The sequence below is a fragment of the Methanosarcina sp. 2.H.A.1B.4 genome (genome assembly GCF_000979385.1).
GTDB lineage: Archaea > Halobacteriota > Methanosarcinia > Methanosarcinales > Methanosarcinaceae > Methanosarcina.
Genome location: NZ_JJOV01000033.1, coordinates 65614 through 84685, shown reverse-complemented (window position 1 = coordinate 84685; position 19072 = coordinate 65614). Strand labels below are relative to the sequence as shown.

Here is a 19072-nt window from a genome sequence, read left to right as displayed (position 1 = left end):
AATCTACTCAGGTCAATAATCTTTACTCAAGTCTGCCCGAAGAAACCTGAGATAAAATATAATTTTGATACAAAATCTCATTTTGATACAAAATCTCATTTTGATACAGAATCACATTTTGACTCTGCCAATATCCAGGTACTCGACTCCTTCCCCTTTCTCTACTGCAAAGAGCATTCGCTTGCGCACACTGTTTGCAAGCCGGACAGCCCCGGACATAACCGGAAGCCTGAACTCGTAATCTGCAGGGATAGCATTCACAAGATACTCGGAATGGGGAATTTTTTCTATGAACTCGACTTTCCTGTAGACCCTGAAATGGGTCCCGAACTTAAAACCTGTCTTGACCACGTGCCCTGAGTCCCGCAGAGCCTTATATGCGAGGTATTTCCGCAGGAAAGAACCTTCGATTTCCGAGGCTTTTTCAACAAACTCTTCGAATGAAAAGACCTTTCCTTTCCTGTCCCTTACAACTATGATCCCTCTGGAAAAGAGGTAGAGGGACTCGACAAGGGAGAGCTGCAGCCTTTCAGAGTCAAGCATTTTCCCGTAGAAACCTCTGGTATAAAGAGCCCCGGAAGCCTCAGCGTCCCAGGCTATTACCCTGTCTTCAAGGAAAGTTGTATCGGTTTTGACGGCAGGGAAGGGTTCAGGCATCTCCCCTTCAGGGGCAGCGGTTTTAATCTCATAGAAAGTGAGGTCACTTTCTTCATCCACCACAGCCAGTATAAACTGCTTATGCACGTTTTCTGCCGAGACGACCGAATCCTGCAAAAGCTTTACAGAAAGAAGCTGCCTTTCCGACAGGACATGGACAAAAATTCTTGCCGCACTTTTTCCGGGATGGCTGCCTCTGGGGTATACCCTGAAGTCCACAGCTGAAGGCTGGACATAATACCCCCGCTCTTTGAGGTCTTTATAAACGATATACTTCAGCTCGAAATTCGGCTGCCTCAGAGAAGCCTGCTCGAAAAAGGCCCTGAAATCAAGCAGTTTTCCTTCAAGCTCAATCTCGAGTTTTCCTCTAAACTGAAGGTATGCGGCTTCCACAAGTGAGAGTTCAAGCCCGTCCCCCCTGGGACGCCCGAAATAACCTGTTTTGTAAAGTTCGGCCACCGCGTCCTTTCCGGCAAGGACCCGGTCCCCTTTAAGTTGTGTTTTCAATAGTTTCACCTGAAAAGAAAATAGAATGAAAATAAGTTTTATAAGAATCTTTTATGTAACAATCTGACTTGTAACAGTCTGACTTGTAACAATCTGACTTGTAACAGTCTGATTTGTAACAGTCTGATTTGTAACAGTCTGGATTATTATGGCTTTTAATAATCCAGCCTGTAATTCCTGGTGTGTAATAATCTGGCTTAATATAATATTGTTTTTTCTACCTGCAAAGGCAAGTGGCTCACAACCTGCAGCATGAATATATAACTTAGAATAATGCCTTTCGGTTGAAAACCCAGATCAAAACTGCATTTATATGTTTATCGGGAAGCCCTGGAAGCCCTGAATTTACGGGCAGCTTCAACAAATGAACTTGCAAGTTCCCTGTATGAGACTCCGTGCAGGTGGGCGTAAGAACCGAGGGTATTGCCGACAATAAGCCCATCCTGATCCCCTTTTATTCCAGTGCCCCTTGAGAGGGTTATTGCAAATTCCGCATCATCAGGGATTTCCCGGATTTCGGAGTGGTGGAACTCATGCCCCTTGAAGCTGTTGCCTTCTTTTCCTAGAAGGCAGTCCCTATCAAGAGTCCCGATATTGTAACTGACAACCCTTGTCTGCCCCATAATTGTGTGGCCGGGAAGAGCACCGACCATTGAATAGGTGGACTCGGGCATTGAAGCATCGTGGTATGTGCCTTTTCCGGGGACTCCGGTACTGATTTTTTCCGTAAGGTACATGAGCCCCCCGCACTCGGCGTATATGGGCATACCTGCAGCAGAAGCTTCTTTGATGCTTCTTCGCATGGACTCGTTGGCTTCGAGTTCGGCTGCAAAAAGTTCAGGGTAGCCGCCTCCTATGTAGAGCCCGTCAACCTCAGGAAGCCCGGGATCTTTTACCGGGCTGAAGTAAACAATCTCCGCCCCGGCAAGTTCCAGCAGGTCGATATTATCATGGTAGTAAAAGTTGAAAGCCTCATCAAGGGCAATACCTATCCTCGGTCCGGGAGATCCTGCACCGGCAACAGGGGAAAAAATGCTATTTTCGGAACTTTTCAGGGGTTTTGCACTCCCTGCGATTTCCAGGAAGCGGTCCACATCAATTCCTTTAGTAATAATCTCTTCAATGCCCCGAAGCCTGTCCTCAAACCCTCCATCGCCAAGCCTCCGCCTGCCTTCAAGCGCAGGCATGAGCCCGAGGTGGCGCATGGAAATCTGCATGGCCGGGTCCCTTGGAATAATTCCTATAACCGGCACGCCAGTATAGTATTCTATTGCCTCTTTTGCCTTTTCTGCGTGGCGGCGGCCCCCTATATTATTAAGGACAACGCCTGCGATTTCCACATCAGGGTCGAAATTCTTATAGCCGCTTATAAGGGCTGCACTGGAACGGGTAATGCTGCGGGCATTGATTACAAAAACCACAGGGCATTTAAGGATCTTTGCGATCTGGGCGGTACTCCCCAGGTCGCTCAAGCTTTCAAAGCCCTCGTAAAGCCCCCGGACGCCTTCGATAATTGCAATATCAGCTCCGTCCCCGGTTTCACAGGCATGGGAGTAGACGTCAAGAATCCCGTCTTCGTCCATCAGGTACCCGTCAAGGTTCCGGCAGAACCTTCCCGTGATTTCGGTATGGTAACTGGGGTCGATATAGTCAAGAGCGACCTTGAAGGACTGAACTTTATACCCTCTTGAAACAAGGGCAGCCATAAGGCCCATGGAAATTGTGGTCTTACCTGAAGAGGAACGGTCTGCAGAAATAAGGACCCTGGGAATGCTCCCTGCCTCTATTCCGGATTGTTTGCTGTAGGACATGCTTTCAATAACCCCTGAGTTCGGTATATCCATTTATTGCGGCACAGGTAAGTTTTTGCAGTTCACTGGGTCATTTCCCTTAGCCGCTCATCGCTCAGGTGGGCTGCCAGAACCTTCTTTTCGTTATTCAGGATTGCTTTTCCAAGCTGGCGGTAGATTTCAGCAATGTCGGAGTCAGGAGCTTTCTCCATAACAGAGTAGCCTTCCCTTTCACAAACCTGGACTACATCCCGCTTGGGGATAAAAGCCATAAGCTGACTGCCGATTTCCTCAGAAAACTTCCTGACGATTTCCTCTTCCCGGATAGCGTTTCTGGAATTGCATATAATCCCGCTAAGCGGCATTCCGATCTTGGAAAGCCCTTTGCAGATATTGTTTGCTGCATAGAGGGGCATATATTCTCCCGAGGTCAGGACGTATGCCTCGTTTACATAGCCCTTCCGGACAGGGGCAACAAATCCGCCGCAGACAATGTCTCCCGGAACATCGTAGATTATAAGGTCCTGTTCTTTAAGGAGGTCTTCTGAAATGCTTTTCAGTTTCTGGATTGCAACTATTATCCCGCGCCCTGCACAGCCTATACCGGGCTCAGGGCCTCCTGCTTCTATACATTTGACGCCTGCATACCCTTCAAAGACCACATCATTTTCGTTTACATCCACACCTTCGCGGAGGAGGTCAAGGATAGTTGGGATTCTCCTGCCTCCAAGAAGGGTTATGGATGAATCGCTTTTGGGGTCGCAGCCTATGATCATGACTTTCTTCCCTGCTTCCGCACAGGCAGCTGCAACGTTTGAGGCTGTGCTCGACTTACCTATGCCGCCTTTTCCGTAAATTGCAATAATCTTTTGTTTTTTCAAAGGATCTTCCTCCCGTTATTTTACTTCATCCTGCCTTTTATCCTGACTCTTTTCGGTTCAGGCTTCCTTTGCAACTTCCTTTGCAACTTCCCTTAATGTGGCTCCGAACTCGGATTCCACGATTTCGCTGACTCCGAGGGTCTTTGGGTGGAGGTCGATCTCAACCATAACATGCTCATGCCCCATCTCTTTTAAGGGCAGGACCTGCCTCGGGCCGTTCGTAACCGAGATCAATTCCATGTGCTGCAGGTTTTCCATAGGGATTGCATGAGGAACGCCTGTGATAACTGCAAAATCGTAATCACTGTATTTTGTCTTAATTAGTTCACTGACCTTTTCCCCCGCAATCGGGTACTCATCCATGCCGCCGATGATTTCGTGAATCTCAACCCCATGGGCTTTGAAGTCCCGCATAATGTATTCAGCATGCTGCCTGACCCGCGGAAGCCCGAGTTCCGGGTCGATATTTGCCATATTGACCAGGTTTTCCTTTTTCCCGAGCGCATCTGCAACCTCATTGACCGCAAGGGTGATGTCTGCAAACATGTAGCCAGTTTCTTTTTTGGCGTTCATTATGACGAGGCCTTTCTTGCCTTCCTTGAGGAGTTCAATAACCCGCCTTGCAACCTTATATTTGAGGTCTCCCCTGGAGGGGGCAAGGTATTCCCTGCTCGCAGCCCCGAACCTCTTTTCAACCTCTGTGGCTTTTATGAGGAGGTGCTCCTGGCGCTCGAACTCTTTATGGTCAATTATCCCGGCATCGAGTGCAGACTCAAGGGCAAAGATCACGCCTTTTGTATTGTTGTGATAGCCTGCGTGCACTTCGACTTCAATAACAGGGATATCCGGGTTTGCCTCGAGTACGGCTTCGTGCATTTCCTCCCCTATGATCATGCTGGCACAGGTGCCGACTACGCCCAGGACTTTCGGGTTGAAGAGTTCGATGGACTTGTTGATGAGCTGTACAAGCCGGTCATGCCCTCCGAAAACAAAGCCGTTCTCGTCAAGCCCTGTAGTGACTACATGGATACCGTCTTCTTCGAGCAGTCTCGCGTGCTTGAATGAGCAGCCAGGGGGTCCGTGCAGGATTGCAACATCGACGTTTAAGTCCCTGAGGGTATAAAGAGCCGCAACGATTGAACTCGGGCGGGGATGAATGATTGAAATCTCTTTTGCAGTCATGACAAATCCTCTTATTCTGATTATACGAATGTTTATATGGGTTTCACCCGGGAGATTCCGGAATCCCGCAGGACTGTGAACCCCGCCTGGACGGGAAGAAGGTATCCGGAAGCATGATCAGTTGAAAGTTAAACAAGCAATGGAAACGAATACAGATTGGAAGACCCTGTATAAAATTGTATCATAAAATTCCTGCGAAAAGCCCGCAGCCTGACCCGGAATTCCTGCCAATTTTCCAGGCCCGGCCGGAGAATTTTCAAAGGGACAACTTACATGAAAGATTACCCGGAGGGATAGCGCTCAGCGGAAACATTTCACTGAGGAAAGAATTATATCTTCTGTTCCTGCAAGTTCCGAAGCTTTCAATAGCCCTTCCGGAAGGCTGCCTGCATAAGAGGCATTTTTAGCAGCTACTGCTGTCATTCTCTCTCCAACGAGTATAATGTGCCTGCACTTTGCACCGAATTTATCTACAAACCCCTGCACTGAGACAGGAGGCAGCCCTTCACAGACCTGAGAAGCTTCTTCTCCGAGTACAAGGATTATACTTCCCTTTTTTTCGTCCTTTTTCTTCAGGAGAGCGTACTCAAGGGCTTTTTCTGCAGAAAGGATGTCCATTCCGGAGTTGGAGTTGTCAACCAGGGCAACCCCATTAAGCTCCTTTTCCTGCATTCTGCCTGAAAGCCCCCTGAACTCCTCAAGCACGGAAACAACAGCTTTTTGCTCAACCCCAAGTTCGAGAGCGGCTGCAGAGGCTGCAACAAAGGCTGTCCTGTATGCCGAACTGTTATATCCGGGGCGCAGGGCAGCTGAAAAAAGTTCATCCCCTCTGCGGAGAAAATACAGGGTAGAGCCTGAAGCTCCGGGAGTGGTTGACGGTTCTGAGGGAGTTGACGGTTCCCGAGCAGCGGATAACTCCGGAGTAATGGATGATTTTTGAGTAGCTGACGAGTCTTGAGCAGCTGACGAGTCTTGAGCAGCTGACGAGTCTTGAGCAGCTGATAATTTTGCAGTCCCGGCTTCAGTTTCCAGAACAAAATCCGGAACTTCAGACATCTTCACATGGGACTCTGCATAAAATGGGTCCTTAAAGGTGAGAACCTTTGCCCAGCTCCCTTTTGCAGTTTCAAGGGCTTTTTCTGCCCCGGCATTGAGAAGAAGGGTGCTTCCGGGTTTTGCGTTAAGGATAAGCTGGAGCTTTGCATCGCTTGCAAGGGAGGTATTGTTCGCAATCCCATAATCAGGGGAAAGGGTTGTCAGGATCCCGAGGTCCGCGGTACCCGTACCTCCGATAGAGATTTCAAAGATGAAAAATTCCGGCCTGATTCCTGCCTTAAGGCTTTTTTCAATGGCTGTCAGGATACTTCCCGGAGTAATGCTCAGGCCCCTGTGAATAAGGAAAGGGACACCCTCTTTCCAGGCTTCAAGCCCGCGCGAGGTATGGAGCACGACTTCGAACCTGCGGGAGAGCATGTCAGCGAGCAGGGACGCAGTGCTTGTCTTTGCTTTTACGCCTGTTATCTCAACTATTCTTATATCCGAAAGCTCCGGGTCGTCCTGCAGGATTTTCCCTATGGCTTCGTGGTGTGAGAGAACTGTTTTTCCTTCGGACCTGGCTTTTGAAAGCATGGGATAAGCCGGGTCCAGATGCACAGGTGCTACCAGCAGATCGAATTCGGATAAGGGGAGAGGAGTTTTTGAACAGCGGATGCCGTACTTTTCCTCAAGCTCCCCAAGCAGCACCTGATCCACGGTCCCGTAAACGTCTACTCCGGATACATCATTTCCCAGAGCTGCGAGTTTTATTGCGATTGGAATGCCGCCGTGTGTCAGGTCGAGCACGGCGAGCTTCTTCCGGAACAGGTCCATAATAAAAACCGGACCCAGATGTTCAAATCTACAGGGATTCCTGCACCCTTTTAAAGACGAGGTCGGCGATCAGTGTGTCGGCTCCGAGGGGTTTTGCGTAGCAAAGAGGAACTGCTTTTCCATCGATTTCAATGGTTCCGCAGCCGTTTTCGTCCAGATTCAGGATTTTAGGGATATCCTTTGTGATGTGGACGCCTGAAGCCAGGAAAACAGGTACTGCTGAAATCTTTGTTACTCCTGTACCTGAAAAGCCTGCAATTGCTTCTTCCAGAGTTGGCTCACTGTTTTCCATAAAGCCGGCTCTAACAACAACATCAGAATACTTCTGTGCAATGTAATCTGCGATCTGGCTGACTACTTCTTTATTGTAAGGCAATTTGCTCCCGTGGCCGATGGCCAGGATTCCGATTTTTTCTGTCATTTTTAAGACCTCATTTTAAGTTTAAGCTTAACAATATTATCAGAATTTGTTTAACACAATTAGTTTAATTTGTAACATCACAGAGTTTAACATAGTTAGAATTTATATGATATAACCTTTTTGAAAAAGGGACAACGGGAGAAAGTTTTGAGAGAAGCGGAGAAAGAAAGTTTTGAGAGAAGCAGAGAAAGAAAGTTTTGAGAGAGGAAGCGGGAGAAAGAAACTGAGGATAAGGATAAAAATGCGTAAAGCCAGCAAGCCGCAGGAAGGGTATTAAAACAGGGCAAAATTTTCATTCATTTATTCATTTATTCATTTATTCATTAATTCATTTATTTATTCATTTATTTATTCATTTATTTATTCATTCACTTATTCATTAATTCCTGCTTTAGAACTCGACCAGACCGTTCGGGTAGTATATAATAGACGCTCCCTGGAAGTATACACCGCCGGGATGTCTGTACCCGTTTGACCCGCTCCAGTCGAAGTTGAGCCAGTACTGCGTTCCCTGCCCATCTTCAAGCACCCTTTCCGAGTACCAGACATTTTCGGCAGAGGGGTATCTCTCTGCGATATAATCCAGTATCCCGTAAGCTGCGTCCCTGTCATCCCCTATGTAAAGTTCGGGATAAGCATGCCCATAAGACTCATTGTATGCCGTAACTACCCTTGTATTGAACCCCATATTTTTCAAAAGGGCAGACATAACAATCGAGTAATCATCGCAGTCCCCTATATATCCGCTGTCAATAGTCTGTGAAGCCCCGAAGAAAAACTCGGCGTTTTTATCGTACCTGTACTGCCAGTTCCGGTTTACGTGATTATAAACAGCACAGGCATCTTCTATATTGTATCCTGAAGTCTTTCCTGTGATATTGAAGACCTCTTCTCCTGTCCTTTCCTCTCCTGACCCTATAGCCCTCCGGAAGTTCAGAGACAGAAGCCTGTATTCTTTTGGATAAACCGCACCTGACTTCTCTTCGGAATACGTGGGCACCTCAGGTATCCCCTGGGAGACGATACTTTCAGCGCTTTCAACACTTCCGACAAGATCAGCCTCCTTGACTTCGAGCTCTTCCTCCGGGACAGTACCCTCAGGCAGCAGTTTATTCATCCCATCGGCGACAAGACCCTCCTTAAGGTCCCAGGTATCCATACAGCCGGCTGTCAGGGAAACGAGAAAAATGAGGACAATAAATTTTAAAGCCTTCACATGGACCACAAAATCAGCTCCGGAAGTACTGTATAAGTAATATAGGTTAATAAATTTCTGTGACAGCCCCCGCGAATAAATTCACAGGCATCTATGGCCTTTCAACCAACGCTATTCTGCCCAGGAGCGAATATTATTCTGGTCTCGCCAACACCGTTCAAAGTTTCACATGTAGAACTTCCCCACATAACCTCATACTTTAAGTTCAGAGCAAAGTCTAGCTGACCTACTTGAGCCTATTATACTGATGGTAGCAAAAACTAGCCAATATAGAATAGGACTGGAAGATAAATTAAGGGTTACAGGTAACTATTATCGAGAGAGTTTACGGCTGTATCCCGCCATAAAAATGACGGAGATTAGCCTCTGGGCTCCAAAATATAATAAAGTAAATCTCTTTAAATTCTAACATTAGACTCTGGTTTCAATACATCGTTTATATTCCCCTTTTTCGTCTCAAAAATATCCCGCATTTGGGATAGTCGAGCCCCTCACAGTATTTTCCTTTAGGCTGGAATTGAGAACATGATGAACAATATTTGCATTTAGTATGTAAGATAATTGAGATTATGCCCATATACAGACCCCTCGAAACTCATAACAGAAAATGTGCCCATACATAATCAGATGGGTCCATATATATAAATCTTGCATTGTTTCCTCTTCAAACCCGGATCGGCATTATTTCACTCCCTGATGCCCTTGCATTTCCTGAAGTGATTTCGGTTATTTTAAAGTATGGCAGCCCCTGAATTGCTAGCTGGGCCATCGAGTACTCGATATCCGGAGTTGGTCCCTTAATCCTGAGAGGACTGGCTATGACGTTGAGCAGTTCCGCAAGGTTGGGGCTGTTCGACTTCCAGGTCCCGTCACTCTGTGTTTCAGCTGTAAAGATTTTCCATTCGATTTTCACGGACATTAGTATTCTCCCGTATTCTCCCCTTAAAAAATGGTTATTCTGTCGAGCCAGCTGCTCAAAAAAATAAATTATCAGTACTCGGGCCTAAGTATTTTTATATGTTTTTACCTATAACTTTATATCACCGATGTAATTCGACTTTTCCTCTTTCAAAGCCTTAAATTATTGACCGGAAAAAAACGCAGAATAATCTAAAAGGAAACTACTTACTGCTGACTCAAGGGGCTCAAATCATAAGTTTGCAAACTAAAAAAGAGATTTTTCAGCAGAGAGTTGTTTCAACCTAAATTGAGTTTATCCAACTCCTATCCGGCTCGGGAATAAGCCAAATCAGGAATAGGAGTATTTATGCTAGAGAGTGCTCTTAGCAACTCCCTTAAACAGGAAATTCCTCATGCCTTTTTGCGGCTTCACAGACGGCTCAGGAAATCCAGCACAATCCGATTAAATTCAGCAGGTTTTTCCATATTTGGCACGTGGGCGGTATCGGGCATGACAACCTTTTTTGCCCCTTTGATCTCGTTAGCAAGCAGGTCAGCAGCCCGCAGGATTTCAGGATTATCAAGAGAGCCAGCCATGAATAACGCAGGAACGGCGATATCCCCAAGCCGCCCGGTGGCCGGTGGATTGAGCGGATTAAGCGGATTGGCGTCGGCTATGACCCAGGTTCCATTCTCGACCGGAATTCGGTTCATCTCGGTTGCCCGCTGACGGACGCAAGAGTCGACCTGCTCCGGCTGACGGAAACTACCATCAACCCAGAGACGGATCTGCAGGTCACTTACGCGGTTCAGATCTCCCTGTTCGAGAGCCTGCAGCATCTCCAGAAGCTGAGATGGAGGAGCGCCCCTCATTTCAAAGCCTCCCGGAATCCCACTGACAACGATCAGCGACAGCACCATATCAGGGTGCTCGAGAGTAAAATCAATGGCTATTTCTCCCCCCATGGAGCAGCCCAATACATGTGCACGTTCAATACCGAGTTCCTGAAGCAAGCGGTACAAATCCTGACGGCGGGAAACAGGCCCTGTTGCAGGATCGGATTTTCCGAACCCGCGCATATCAAAACGAAGAACCCTGTAATGCTGTATAAAAGCGTCCCACTGCCCATCCCACATGCGGCTGTCAACAAAGCCCGCATGGATGAGCACGAGCACCTCACCCTTTCCCTCAATTTCATAGTAGAGTTTCCCGTCTCCGGGGTCAGCGTATCCGGTAGTCATGTTCTCTTGTGCTCCTTCCCTGTAATTTCAGCCCTGATTCCCATTTTGATGGATATTTCATTTTTATTGTTTGAACCCGGACTCCTTTATTTTAGTGGACATTTTCTTTATAGTGTTTAACTAATCTGGTCTTAATCCCATAATCTGGTCTTAATCCCATAATCTGGTCTTAATCCCATAATCTGGTCTTAATCCCATAATCCGGATCTTAATCCCAGCATTAATCCTGCTCTTAATCCGGATCTTTTTCCTTTCTGATTCTTGCATATATCTTCCGACCAGATTTTTTCAGCAGGTAATTCAGACTTTCTTTTGATATCGGCTTTGATTTTTTAACTATCATTACCGGCTTTCTGGAATGTCTGGCAATCCTCTGCGAGAGGGTTCCAAGCAAAGAAATCTTAAACCTCTCGCTCGAATCGCCAATAATTGTCAGGTCGTAGCCGTTTGAAACTTCCAGTATAGCATCTTCTATAGAGTATCTTTCAAGCAGTTTGAAGCTGACAGGTATCGAAGTTATCTTTTTGACCAGCCCATCAAGTTCCTCAGTAATTTTTGCCTTCTTGTCCGGGTCTTCATCAGGGCTGATAATGCTGATTATTCTAATTGAAGCCCCGGTGTTTGCAGCGAGTTTTTTTGCAAGATAAAGACCGTGTACCGAATTTTCTCTTCCATTATATGCTACAAGGATTTTCTTAAGGCTGTCAGGTAGATGTCCTTTTAATAGAGCGATCTGGCTTTTTGAGGAAAGGAGAACATCATTTGTTACGTCTCCGAGTGAGTACTTGAACCTCTTTGATTCGTGCCATCCCATAATAATTATGTCTGCGTTCTCGATTTCAGCCTGTTCAATGATTGAATTTGAGATTTTGTGGTCAAAGGCAACGATAAATTCTCTTTTGTTTCCGAATTTTGCAGGGTATTGCTCAAAATCTTCCTGGAAACGACAGTCCATCTCGATCTTTTTCTCATGGTAGGCTTCCTGAACTACCATTAAGGTTGTCTGGCGTGGAACTTCAATTATGTGCAGGCAAATTATCTCACTTCCCAGGAAATCTGCCAGCTTCAGAAGGTCTCGTTCATGCCCCGGATTGGAAACTGGCACAAGTACCCTGCCAACAGAAACCGGTTCAACGCTCACTCTTTCTACATTATTTTCCAGCAGGTCAAACAGGTTATATGCTGGCATGGCTTTGTCTTTTCCATAGAACATGTACCAGCCGGCTCCGGCAAATATCATTAATACGGTAAACAGTAAAGGTAAACCACCAAGAAGAGGCAGCAATAATATGCTCCCGACAACCCCGAATATTTGCGTGAAAGGATAGAAGGGATCGCGAAATGTTGGTTCATATCCGGGTAAAGTCCGTTTTCGGAGGATGATTACTGCCATATTGAGCAGGATAAATATCAAAATGTTAAAAGCCCCGCCAAGTCTTGCCAGCTGTTCTATGTTGAAAAAAAACAGGAGCGAAACCATTACAGTTCCGGTGACCAGTATAGCATTGTGAGGAGTCTCATACTTTTTATGGATCATGACAAACCATTCTGGCATCAGCGCATCTCTGCTCATTGCAAAAGGAAACCTGGAAGATGACAGTATGGCACCGTTGGCTGTGGAAAGCGTTGCAAGCAGGGCAGCAAAAGCAATGAAGAATTTCCCGGTGTTTCCTGCAATCAGGCCTGCGATATCTGCCAGCGGAGTGACCGTTGTTACTGCTCCTTCAGGACCTGAAAATCCAACCGTTACTGCCATTATACCGACATAAAAGAGGGTTACTACAACCGCTGAAGCGATAAACGCCCTCGGTAAGTTCTTTGACGGGTTTTTAACTTCCTCGGAGACCGCAGCGGCTTCTGCTAGTCCCAGGTAGGATATGAAAATAATCCCTGTTGTAGTGAATATCGACATTATCCCATGCGGGGCTACCGGGACAAAATTATCCGGCTTGACCAGAAAAGATACTTTTCCTATGAATAGAACCAGTATTACCAGTAAAATAACAACAATAAAGTTCTGCAGGGAACCACTACTTTTTGCACCGCGGTAATTAATTACTAACAGAAGCACTCCTGTAACAGCTGCGACTAAATAGAGCGGCAGAGGGTAAAAGATCTGAGAATATTCTGCAAGCCCTATGAGTGCAAACGTGCCTTTGAATACCAGTGCCAGCCAGGAGCCGAGCCCGATTACTGCGCCAAATGCGGCTCCCATTGTCCTGCTGATATAGTAATAGCTGCCGCCTGCCACAGGCATGCCTGTTGCCAGCTCTGACATGCTGATTGCTGTAGCTATTGAAATGAGCCCGCCCAGCAAGAATGAGATAATTGCTCCTGAACCTGCATTTGCTACGGCTATTCCGGGAAGAATGAATATTCCTGCCCCTATCATTGTTCCGGTGGCTATTGCAAAAGTTGAGAAAAAACCCAGGCTGCGCCCCAGCCTTTCCGTTGTTTCAATTGGCGCCATCTATATCCCCGTCTTTCAAGACTCCAGAATAGGTAAACCAAGCTCTGCATAAACACTCAGTTTACAAGTATGTTTACAATTTTGATAATACATTTCCGCACCATGCATCCGGGCAGGCAACGAGAGTCCAAATCCCTGCTTAATTGATCCGGCTGTCGAATAAAAATCTCCGAAAAACGTCATTATCCTCCGGCAGTACAGTTTCAATCCGTTTTTTAGCGGGTCTTGCTACAGTTTTATTTAGAGGAATAAAGCAACATATCTGATCAAAAAGTTTCAATTATGCTTTAATGCCTCTTGTTTTCGAATAGTACATATAATTATCCGTCAGAGGTATATTAAAATCGAATAATCCGGACCAAAACTGAATGCTAATAAAAAATAAGAGTCCTTATAGCTTGAAATAAGGGTAGATCAGGGTTTATAGTATTCTTTTACACATCCTCCAAATAATTTTTTGGATCTTTCAAACCCTTCATAGATTCCATCTAAATGGTCCTGAGAATAATTTGGTTTTTCTTTAACTGCAATCGTGTCTATCATCAGGTTAAATCTTTCCTGCAGCCTCTGTATCTTTACAGCTGGATCTTCCTCTGAAACGAGTGAAATAAATACTCCCACGTTTTCCTCAAAAGTATCTTTGGCTATCTCTAAACCTTCATTTATTCCTTCTTTAAAATCTGAATAAGCCCGACTATCTTTATTCCTCTCGATCAAATCACTAAATCTTCGAACTGTCTTTGTAATTAGTAGTTGATCCAAATTTTGCCCCTCCCTACAGAAATATAAAAAAGACCGTTTATACCATAACAAGAAGTTCAGATCCTTATTTTAGCGGATCTTGCTTTTGAATAATGGATTTGTTTATTAGTCAATAAATTTAGTTATTAGTATCAATACTTATAGGTATTTTCGTTTCAATCCCGATTTAGTGGATCTTGCTCGCGAATAGAAAAAAATAATTTGAATTATTTGAATAATTTATTATATATTGTAAAAATAGCGCTTGACAGATGTTTCTGCTTTATGTGTCCGGCCCCGCCGCGTCCGCAAGAATTAACCAGCCAATTGTAAAAGAGCTTCGATAATTCCACACCCGCCGTGTCGACGTACTTATAAAATAGATAGCTCAACGGAATTATTAAAAATAACGACAGGATGCATGAAATTAAAACAGCTGCGCTATATGGCAATACCGGGTACAGGACGAGGAACAGTGCACAGGTGAAACTGCTTATCACCAGGAAATGTACCAGGTACAGAGAGTAGGAGATTTTTCCGAGGAAAACCGGCACGGGAGAAGAAAAAAAGTTTTGCAACCGTCGGCTGTTCAATAAGACATACATTATCATGCCGGCGCCTAGAATATGATAGGTCACCTTTGGGGTTTGGAAGAAACCGGTATTGAGAAACCCGTATAAAGAACCGTTTGTCACAGGGCTTATAGGGTACGACCCGAGAAACAACCCCGAAACCAGTATAATAGATAGTATTATTTTATTACCTGTTTTAAATCCCGGGGTCTCATTGTTGAACGTGTCGGCGAACACCATTCCTATTATAAAAGCCAGATAGTAAGAGTTTAAGAAAAGCACGGCTGCGGCAAGATAGAATGTCCAGCGGTTGCGTATCGATCCGAACAGTAATGCCATTGCGAAAACGAGCATCGACCCAAAAAATTCAATTTTCATGGTCCATAAAACCGGGTTGTAGGAGGTCTTGCCGCCTACAAAAAACGACCCCCACACAGCCTGTTTAACCGCATCGACGATGCCTGGCGTAAAGTTCCAGTAGTCGCGGTAATTGCTGCCTGCGGAAATAACCATAGTTTCGAAATAATAACGGTATAATCCGGCTGATGCCAGTAAGTACGAGAGCATTACTACTGCAAATACCGGAATAAACAATCTGAGATATCGGCGCACTGCGCTGCTTATAATTACGCCTTTTTCCTTCGTTTTAAAATATTTTTGGGTTAATACGTAGCCGCTCAGAACGAAGAAGATGCACACTGAAAAGTTGCCAGCGCCAATTAATCCTAAGGGTGTGCTCGAAAAAAGCCGGTCAAGGTTTCCGAAATGCAAAGGCAATTCATTACCATAGACCATCGCCGGGGCTAATGCGACAAAGAAATGCATTATCATGACATTAACCGCAGCTATACCTCGCAACCCATCGAGGTAGGTGATCTTCCCGGCCATATATATCGCTTAAAGGGTATTATTGAACTGTTATTATATACCTTGTTTTAATGTATCTTGATTGCGAATCAAAAGGCAAGAATCCATAATAACCTTTCTTTTTGTTTCAATTAACCTTTCTTTTGGTTTCAATTAACCTTTCTTTTGGTTTCAATTAACCTTTCTTTTGGTTTCAAGCCTTATTTTAGGGGATCATGCTTGCAAATAATTCTATATACAATTAAGCATATATTAAAAAATATGAAAGGATTTTCTATTGATATCGAAAAAGCCACTCTGGAAAACAACAATTTCCGCAAGGTGCTCTACACCTCAAAGCACAGCCAGCTGGTACTTATGAACCTCAAGCCCGGGGAAGAAATCGGGATGGAAGTCCATGAGGAAAACGACCAGTTTTTCCGTTTTGAGAAAGGGCAGGGGAAGTGCATAATTGACGGCAACGAGCATGAACTCAGTGACGGGGTTGCAGTTGTTGTGCCAGCCGGCGCACAGCACAACGTCATCAACACTTCGGCAACTGAGGACCTGAAGCTCTATACGATCTACTCCCCGGCGCACCACAAGGACGGAATCGTGCGCGCCACGAAGGAAGAAGCCGAAGCCAATGAAGCGGAATTCGACGGAGTGACTACAGAATAAGCTCATAAAAAGTGGGAATCGATTAAGAAGCATGGAAAATGCACAATAAAAACACTTTATTTTTTACAAGCAGTATTACTTTTTATATCCAGACTTTTTTTATGTATAGAAGTGAAAGGCAGGGGTTTGTTCACAAGCGTCAGCTCTTCGGTTGTAATTGTATCCGAGCTTTCAGCGCCAGCCGGTTTCTCAGTAATATGTTTCATTTTCCTGATAGATCTTGCTCTTGAACAAATTGATCCCGGAAAACTGCAGATATCAGGATTGTCAATGGCAAACAACTCCTGGAAAACTGCAGATTTAGGGAGGTTTAAAATGGCAAACTATTTTCTAAAGATTTCAAGCATATCCAAAAACCAATTTGTTCCTTTATCCATAAGAATTTCGGAACTACTTTCCTGATAAGAATCTCGATTGATTATTTCAAATCGAGGTTCAAAGAAGTAATTATTGGGTTTTGGAATCAGCTCTTTACATTTTGGAGGAAAATGCCGTTTTTCAGGCAAATCAAGTAAACTTGATTTACCAACTACAAGAAATACATCAATGTAAATAAATATTTCGCATACTAAAGAATATATTTTAAAAAAAGGAGAATAATAAAACAAGTAAAAATGAAAACATTGTTGTATTATAAAAAAATAGTCCGGAATGGATACCGACTTCGTTTGTTGCGAGATTAAGGTTGCAGTATGGAATGTTTCAATCCCTGTTTTAGTGGATCTTGCTCGCGAATCTGGAATGATTTACCATGATTGCACAACGTTTCTTTTTTCGCCATGGCGGCACAGCGGCACGCTAGAAACAATGACTTATAAAAAATAGGCATCTCTTACCACTCTTTTAATAACCAATATACATATAAGAAAAGCATACCAAATTTTTTCACAGAAGTGGTATTATGCTGGATATGCTCAAAGGCATTACGATCGATGACGTGACAACCCGGGACATGGATGATGCAATTTGGGTGGAAATCACGGAAAACGGCGGCTGGCACGTCGTGGTCATGATCGCGGATGTCGCAAAGGTAGTTTCTACGCATTCCGAGCTTGACCGAATTGCGATGTCCCGGGTCGAGACAAGGTATTATGCAACCGGTAACAGCCCGATGCTGCCCCGGCGGCTCGCAGACGAGAAGCTTTCCCTGTGGCCGGGAGAGTCGAAGTATGTACTCGCCGTGGATATCATCCTCAGCATGGACCTGTCGGTCCTTGAAACCAGGCTTTCTTGGACTGCTATGACCAGCGAAGCCCGGCTCACCTTTTCTGACATCCCCCGCATTCTCTCTGATCAAGAGCACCCGCAGCACGCTCTCATCAAACTCGCAAGCCAGCTCGCGAACGATCTTTTGACGCAGCGCCGCAACCGTGGAGCGCTGGCATTCTGCGACTTGAGTCGAGGGCTGGTGACGAGTGAAGAAGGATCGCTACGGCAACTGAGACGCAGGGAGGATACAATCGGCTATGTAATCATCCAGGAGCTGATGATTCTCGCGAACATGACCGTAGCAGAGTACGCGGTCATAAATGACATTCCTATCCTTTTCCGTAACCATACCGCCCGAAGCGCCACCCCTGAGCGGGTAGACTTGCTGAAGCTGCTCGAAAGCACGGCTGTAGTCCCCGAGATAAACATAGCTACCATCGGGCATACCACGTACATGATGTTCAACAGAGCGGAATACGGTCCCACAATCCTGGGCCATTTCGGACTGAACCTCGGAATGTATACCCACTTCACCTCGCCCATCCGAAGGTATGCTGATCTCGTGAACCACCGGCAGATCCGGGCGTACATCCGGAATGAGCCCTTGCCCCATTCTAAAGAGGAGATTCAGGCAATTGCATCGCACGTCAACCTGATTCACCTCGAAAACGACAAGGCTAAAAGCGAGTACATGAAGGAAAAAGCGTATAGAAAAGCTGAGTCGGCCATCCTGGGGAACCGGATCGAGGATGCAAGCGACACAGATTTCGAACGCATCACCAAAGTTCTTATCCGCAAAGGGGAGGACTGCCCCGAGGCCTACTGCGATGCTTTCCGGAAACGCCCTGGCAAGGTGCCGATCATCTGCGCAGGGCTGGTACTCCTGCAGGCTCCTGATGGTGAAAGATGGACCGAGCTTAAACGAGCACTGCTGGAGGAAATGGCAACTGCACCTCACCGGGCAACCTCGATCTTCGATATCGCGCAACATATACCGGGCTGGCAGATGCCCGTATTCGAAGTGAACGAAACTGCCCGGGGCAACCTGCCGGTATTCACTGCCCGGAGCGCCACCAGAGTCGGTGATAGAGAGTACCGGTCCGCCGCATACGAGGACGTGACAAAGAAAGGCGCCGTGCAGCGGGCATCTGTAGACCTGCTCGCAGCCATTGCAGGCTTACCCGCGCCGGACCTGAAGGCCACGATAGCAAATCCGCCGGCCAGTAAGGAAGAAATGACGATTAACACGTCAAAAGACCCGATTTTTGCCCTGCAGGAGTATTGTCAGGCAAAGAAACTCCCCTTGCCAGCTTATTCATTTAAGATGGAAGGCCCGACCAACAAGCCGATCTTCACCTGTACCTGCACCTTTGGCTCCTCGACCAGCACCGAACAGGCGGGAAAAAAGCAAAGGGCCAAACGGCTAGCGGCTAGAGCGATGATATACACTTTAGTGTCCGGGAATTGATATCGAGTAAGAGGTTGTAATGAGAAACTCAGTGGTTCTTTTAGTTCAATCCTTATTTTAATGGATTTTTGACTATTCCGGAGTTTCAATCTCTAACGAGTTTTCAAACCAATTGCAATCGTTTCGGCGCTCTCTGTGATTCCTGCGGATAGTTTCAATCTCTAACGAGTTTTCAAACCAATTGCAATCTTCCTGTTTTTGCCTATAGGCCATATAAACCGGGGCAGTTTCAATCTCTAACGAGTTTTCAAACCAATTGCAATATACCAATCTTGATGACAAAATACCTGTGGAGCTGTTTCAATCTCTAACGAGTTTTCAAACCAATTGCAATCTGCTACCTGATGCTCTATTAAAGCCTGTAGAGAATCGTTTCAATCTCTAACGAGTTTTCAAACCAATTGCAATATTGGGTCGGTG

Annotated in this window: 14 protein-coding genes and 1 CRISPR repeat array (1 of these 15 cut by a window edge); of the genes, 2 read left to right on the top strand and 12 right to left on the bottom strand. The window is 45.6% G+C overall.

Translation table 11 applies throughout. The features are described 5' to 3' along the window. Positions 1 to 111 precede the first annotated feature (111 nt). From endA to EO92_RS05605, 12 genes are all read right to left on the bottom strand, one after another. Positions 112 to 1164 (bottom strand): tRNA-intron lyase, encoded by a 1053-nt coding sequence (gene endA / locus EO92_RS05660; protein ID WP_048169948.1) that lies wholly within the window; start codon positions 1162 to 1164, stop codon positions 112 to 114. Between the two features lie 317 nt (positions 1165 to 1481). Continuing rightward, positions 1482 to 2975: a Ni-sirohydrochlorin a,c-diamide synthase gene (gene cfbB, locus EO92_RS05655; protein WP_048169946.1), complete on the bottom strand. Its 1494-nt coding sequence runs from the start codon at positions 2973 to 2975 to the stop codon at positions 1482 to 1484. Positions 2976 to 3037: 62 nt separating this feature from the next. Further along, positions 3038 to 3835, bottom strand: coding sequence for a Ni-sirohydrochlorin a,c-diamide reductive cyclase ATP-dependent reductase subunit (gene cfbC, locus EO92_RS05650; protein WP_048169945.1), 798 nt, complete (start codon positions 3833 to 3835; stop codon positions 3038 to 3040). A gap of 57 nt (positions 3836 to 3892) precedes the next feature. Then, a complete protein-coding gene (gene cfbD, locus EO92_RS05645) occupies positions 3893 to 5017 on the bottom strand; it encodes a Ni-sirohydrochlorin a,c-diamide reductive cyclase catalytic subunit (protein WP_048169943.1) in 1125 nt (374 codons plus the stop codon). Positions 5018 to 5317: 300 nt separating this feature from the next. Then, entirely contained in the window at positions 5318 to 6886 is a 1569-nt protein-coding gene (gene cfbE, locus EO92_RS05640; RefSeq protein ID WP_048169942.1) for a coenzyme F430 synthase, read from the bottom strand. Positions 6887 to 6914: 28 nt separating this feature from the next. Next, a complete protein-coding gene (cfbA, locus tag EO92_RS05635) occupies positions 6915 to 7307 on the bottom strand; it encodes a sirohydrochlorin nickelochelatase (protein ID WP_048169939.1) in 393 nt (130 codons plus the stop codon). Between the two features lie 391 nt (positions 7308 to 7698). After that, positions 7699 to 8523: a transglutaminase-like domain-containing protein gene (locus EO92_RS05630; RefSeq protein ID WP_235283205.1), complete on the bottom strand. Its 825-nt coding sequence runs from the start codon at positions 8521 to 8523 to the stop codon at positions 7699 to 7701. Between the two features lie 664 nt (positions 8524 to 9187). After that, a complete protein-coding gene (locus tag EO92_RS05625; protein WP_048134708.1) occupies positions 9188 to 9442 on the bottom strand; it encodes a hypothetical protein in 255 nt (84 codons plus the stop codon). A gap of 410 nt (positions 9443 to 9852) precedes the next feature. Then, positions 9853 to 10665: an alpha/beta fold hydrolase gene (locus EO92_RS05620; RefSeq protein ID WP_048169935.1), complete on the bottom strand. Its 813-nt coding sequence runs from the start codon at positions 10663 to 10665 to the stop codon at positions 9853 to 9855. Between the two features lie 232 nt (positions 10666 to 10897). Beyond that, a complete protein-coding gene (locus EO92_RS05615; RefSeq protein ID WP_048169929.1) occupies positions 10898 to 13135 on the bottom strand; it encodes an amino acid permease in 2238 nt (745 codons plus the stop codon). Positions 13136 to 13549: 414 nt separating this feature from the next. After that, complete coding sequence (locus EO92_RS05610; RefSeq protein WP_048133642.1) at positions 13550 to 13897, bottom strand: hypothetical protein; 348 nt, start codon at positions 13895 to 13897, stop codon at positions 13550 to 13552. Between the two features lie 206 nt (positions 13898 to 14103). Continuing rightward, positions 14104 to 15336 carry an acyltransferase gene (locus tag EO92_RS05605; protein WP_048169927.1) on the bottom strand — a complete coding sequence of 411 codons (1233 nt, stop codon included), beginning with the start codon at positions 15334 to 15336 and terminating at the stop codon, positions 14104 to 14106. A gap of 240 nt (positions 15337 to 15576) precedes the next feature. Here EO92_RS05605 and EO92_RS05600 point away from each other — a divergent pair, with 240 nt between their 5' ends. Both EO92_RS05600 and EO92_RS05590 read left to right on the top strand, forming a co-directional pair. After that, positions 15577 to 15975, top strand: a complete 399-nt coding sequence (locus EO92_RS05600; RefSeq protein ID WP_048133644.1) for a cupin domain-containing protein — start codon at positions 15577 to 15579, stop codon at positions 15973 to 15975. 901 nt (positions 15976 to 16876) lie between these two features. Next, positions 16877 to 18652, top strand: coding sequence for an RNB domain-containing ribonuclease (locus EO92_RS05590; RefSeq protein ID WP_048169923.1), 1776 nt, complete (start codon positions 16877 to 16879; stop codon positions 18650 to 18652). A gap of 82 nt (positions 18653 to 18734) precedes the next feature. Further along, positions 18735 to 19072: direct repeats of the CRISPR family, unit length 37 nt; unit sequence GTTTCAATCTCTAACGAGTTTTCAAACCAATTGCAAT; it runs 7318 nt beyond the window's last position.

Bases quoted from the DNA above. Each gene is read 5' to 3' on its own strand.
- EO92_RS05605 (WP_048169927.1), bottom strand. From the start codon at position 15,336: ATGGCCGGGAAGATCACCTACCTCGATGGGTTGCGAGGTATAGCTGCG.
- EO92_RS05620 (WP_048169935.1), bottom strand. From the start codon at position 10,665: ATGACTACCGGATACGCTGACCCCGGAGACGGGAAACTCTACTATGAA.
- cfbB (WP_048169946.1), bottom strand. From the start codon at position 2,975: ATGTCCTACAGCAAACAATCCGGAATAGAGGCAGGGAGCATTCCCAGG.
- EO92_RS05590 (WP_048169923.1), top strand. From the start codon at position 16,877: ATGCTGGATATGCTCAAAGGCATTACGATCGATGACGTGACAACCCGG.
- cfbE (WP_048169942.1), bottom strand. From the start codon at position 6,886: ATGGACCTGTTCCGGAAGAAGCTCGCCGTGCTCGACCTGACACACGGC.
- EO92_RS05600 (WP_048133644.1), top strand. From the start codon at position 15,577: ATGAAAGGATTTTCTATTGATATCGAAAAAGCCACTCTGGAAAACAAC.
- EO92_RS05625 (WP_048134708.1), bottom strand. From the start codon at position 9,442: ATGTCCGTGAAAATCGAATGGAAAATCTTTACAGCTGAAACACAGAGT.
- cfbA (WP_048169939.1), bottom strand. From the start codon at position 7,307: ATGACAGAAAAAATCGGAATCCTGGCCATCGGCCACGGGAGCAAATTG.
- EO92_RS05615 (WP_048169929.1), bottom strand. From the start codon at position 13,135: ATGGCGCCAATTGAAACAACGGAAAGGCTGGGGCGCAGCCTGGGTTTT.
- cfbD (WP_048169943.1), bottom strand. From the start codon at position 5,017: ATGACTGCAAAAGAGATTTCAATCATTCATCCCCGCCCGAGTTCAATC.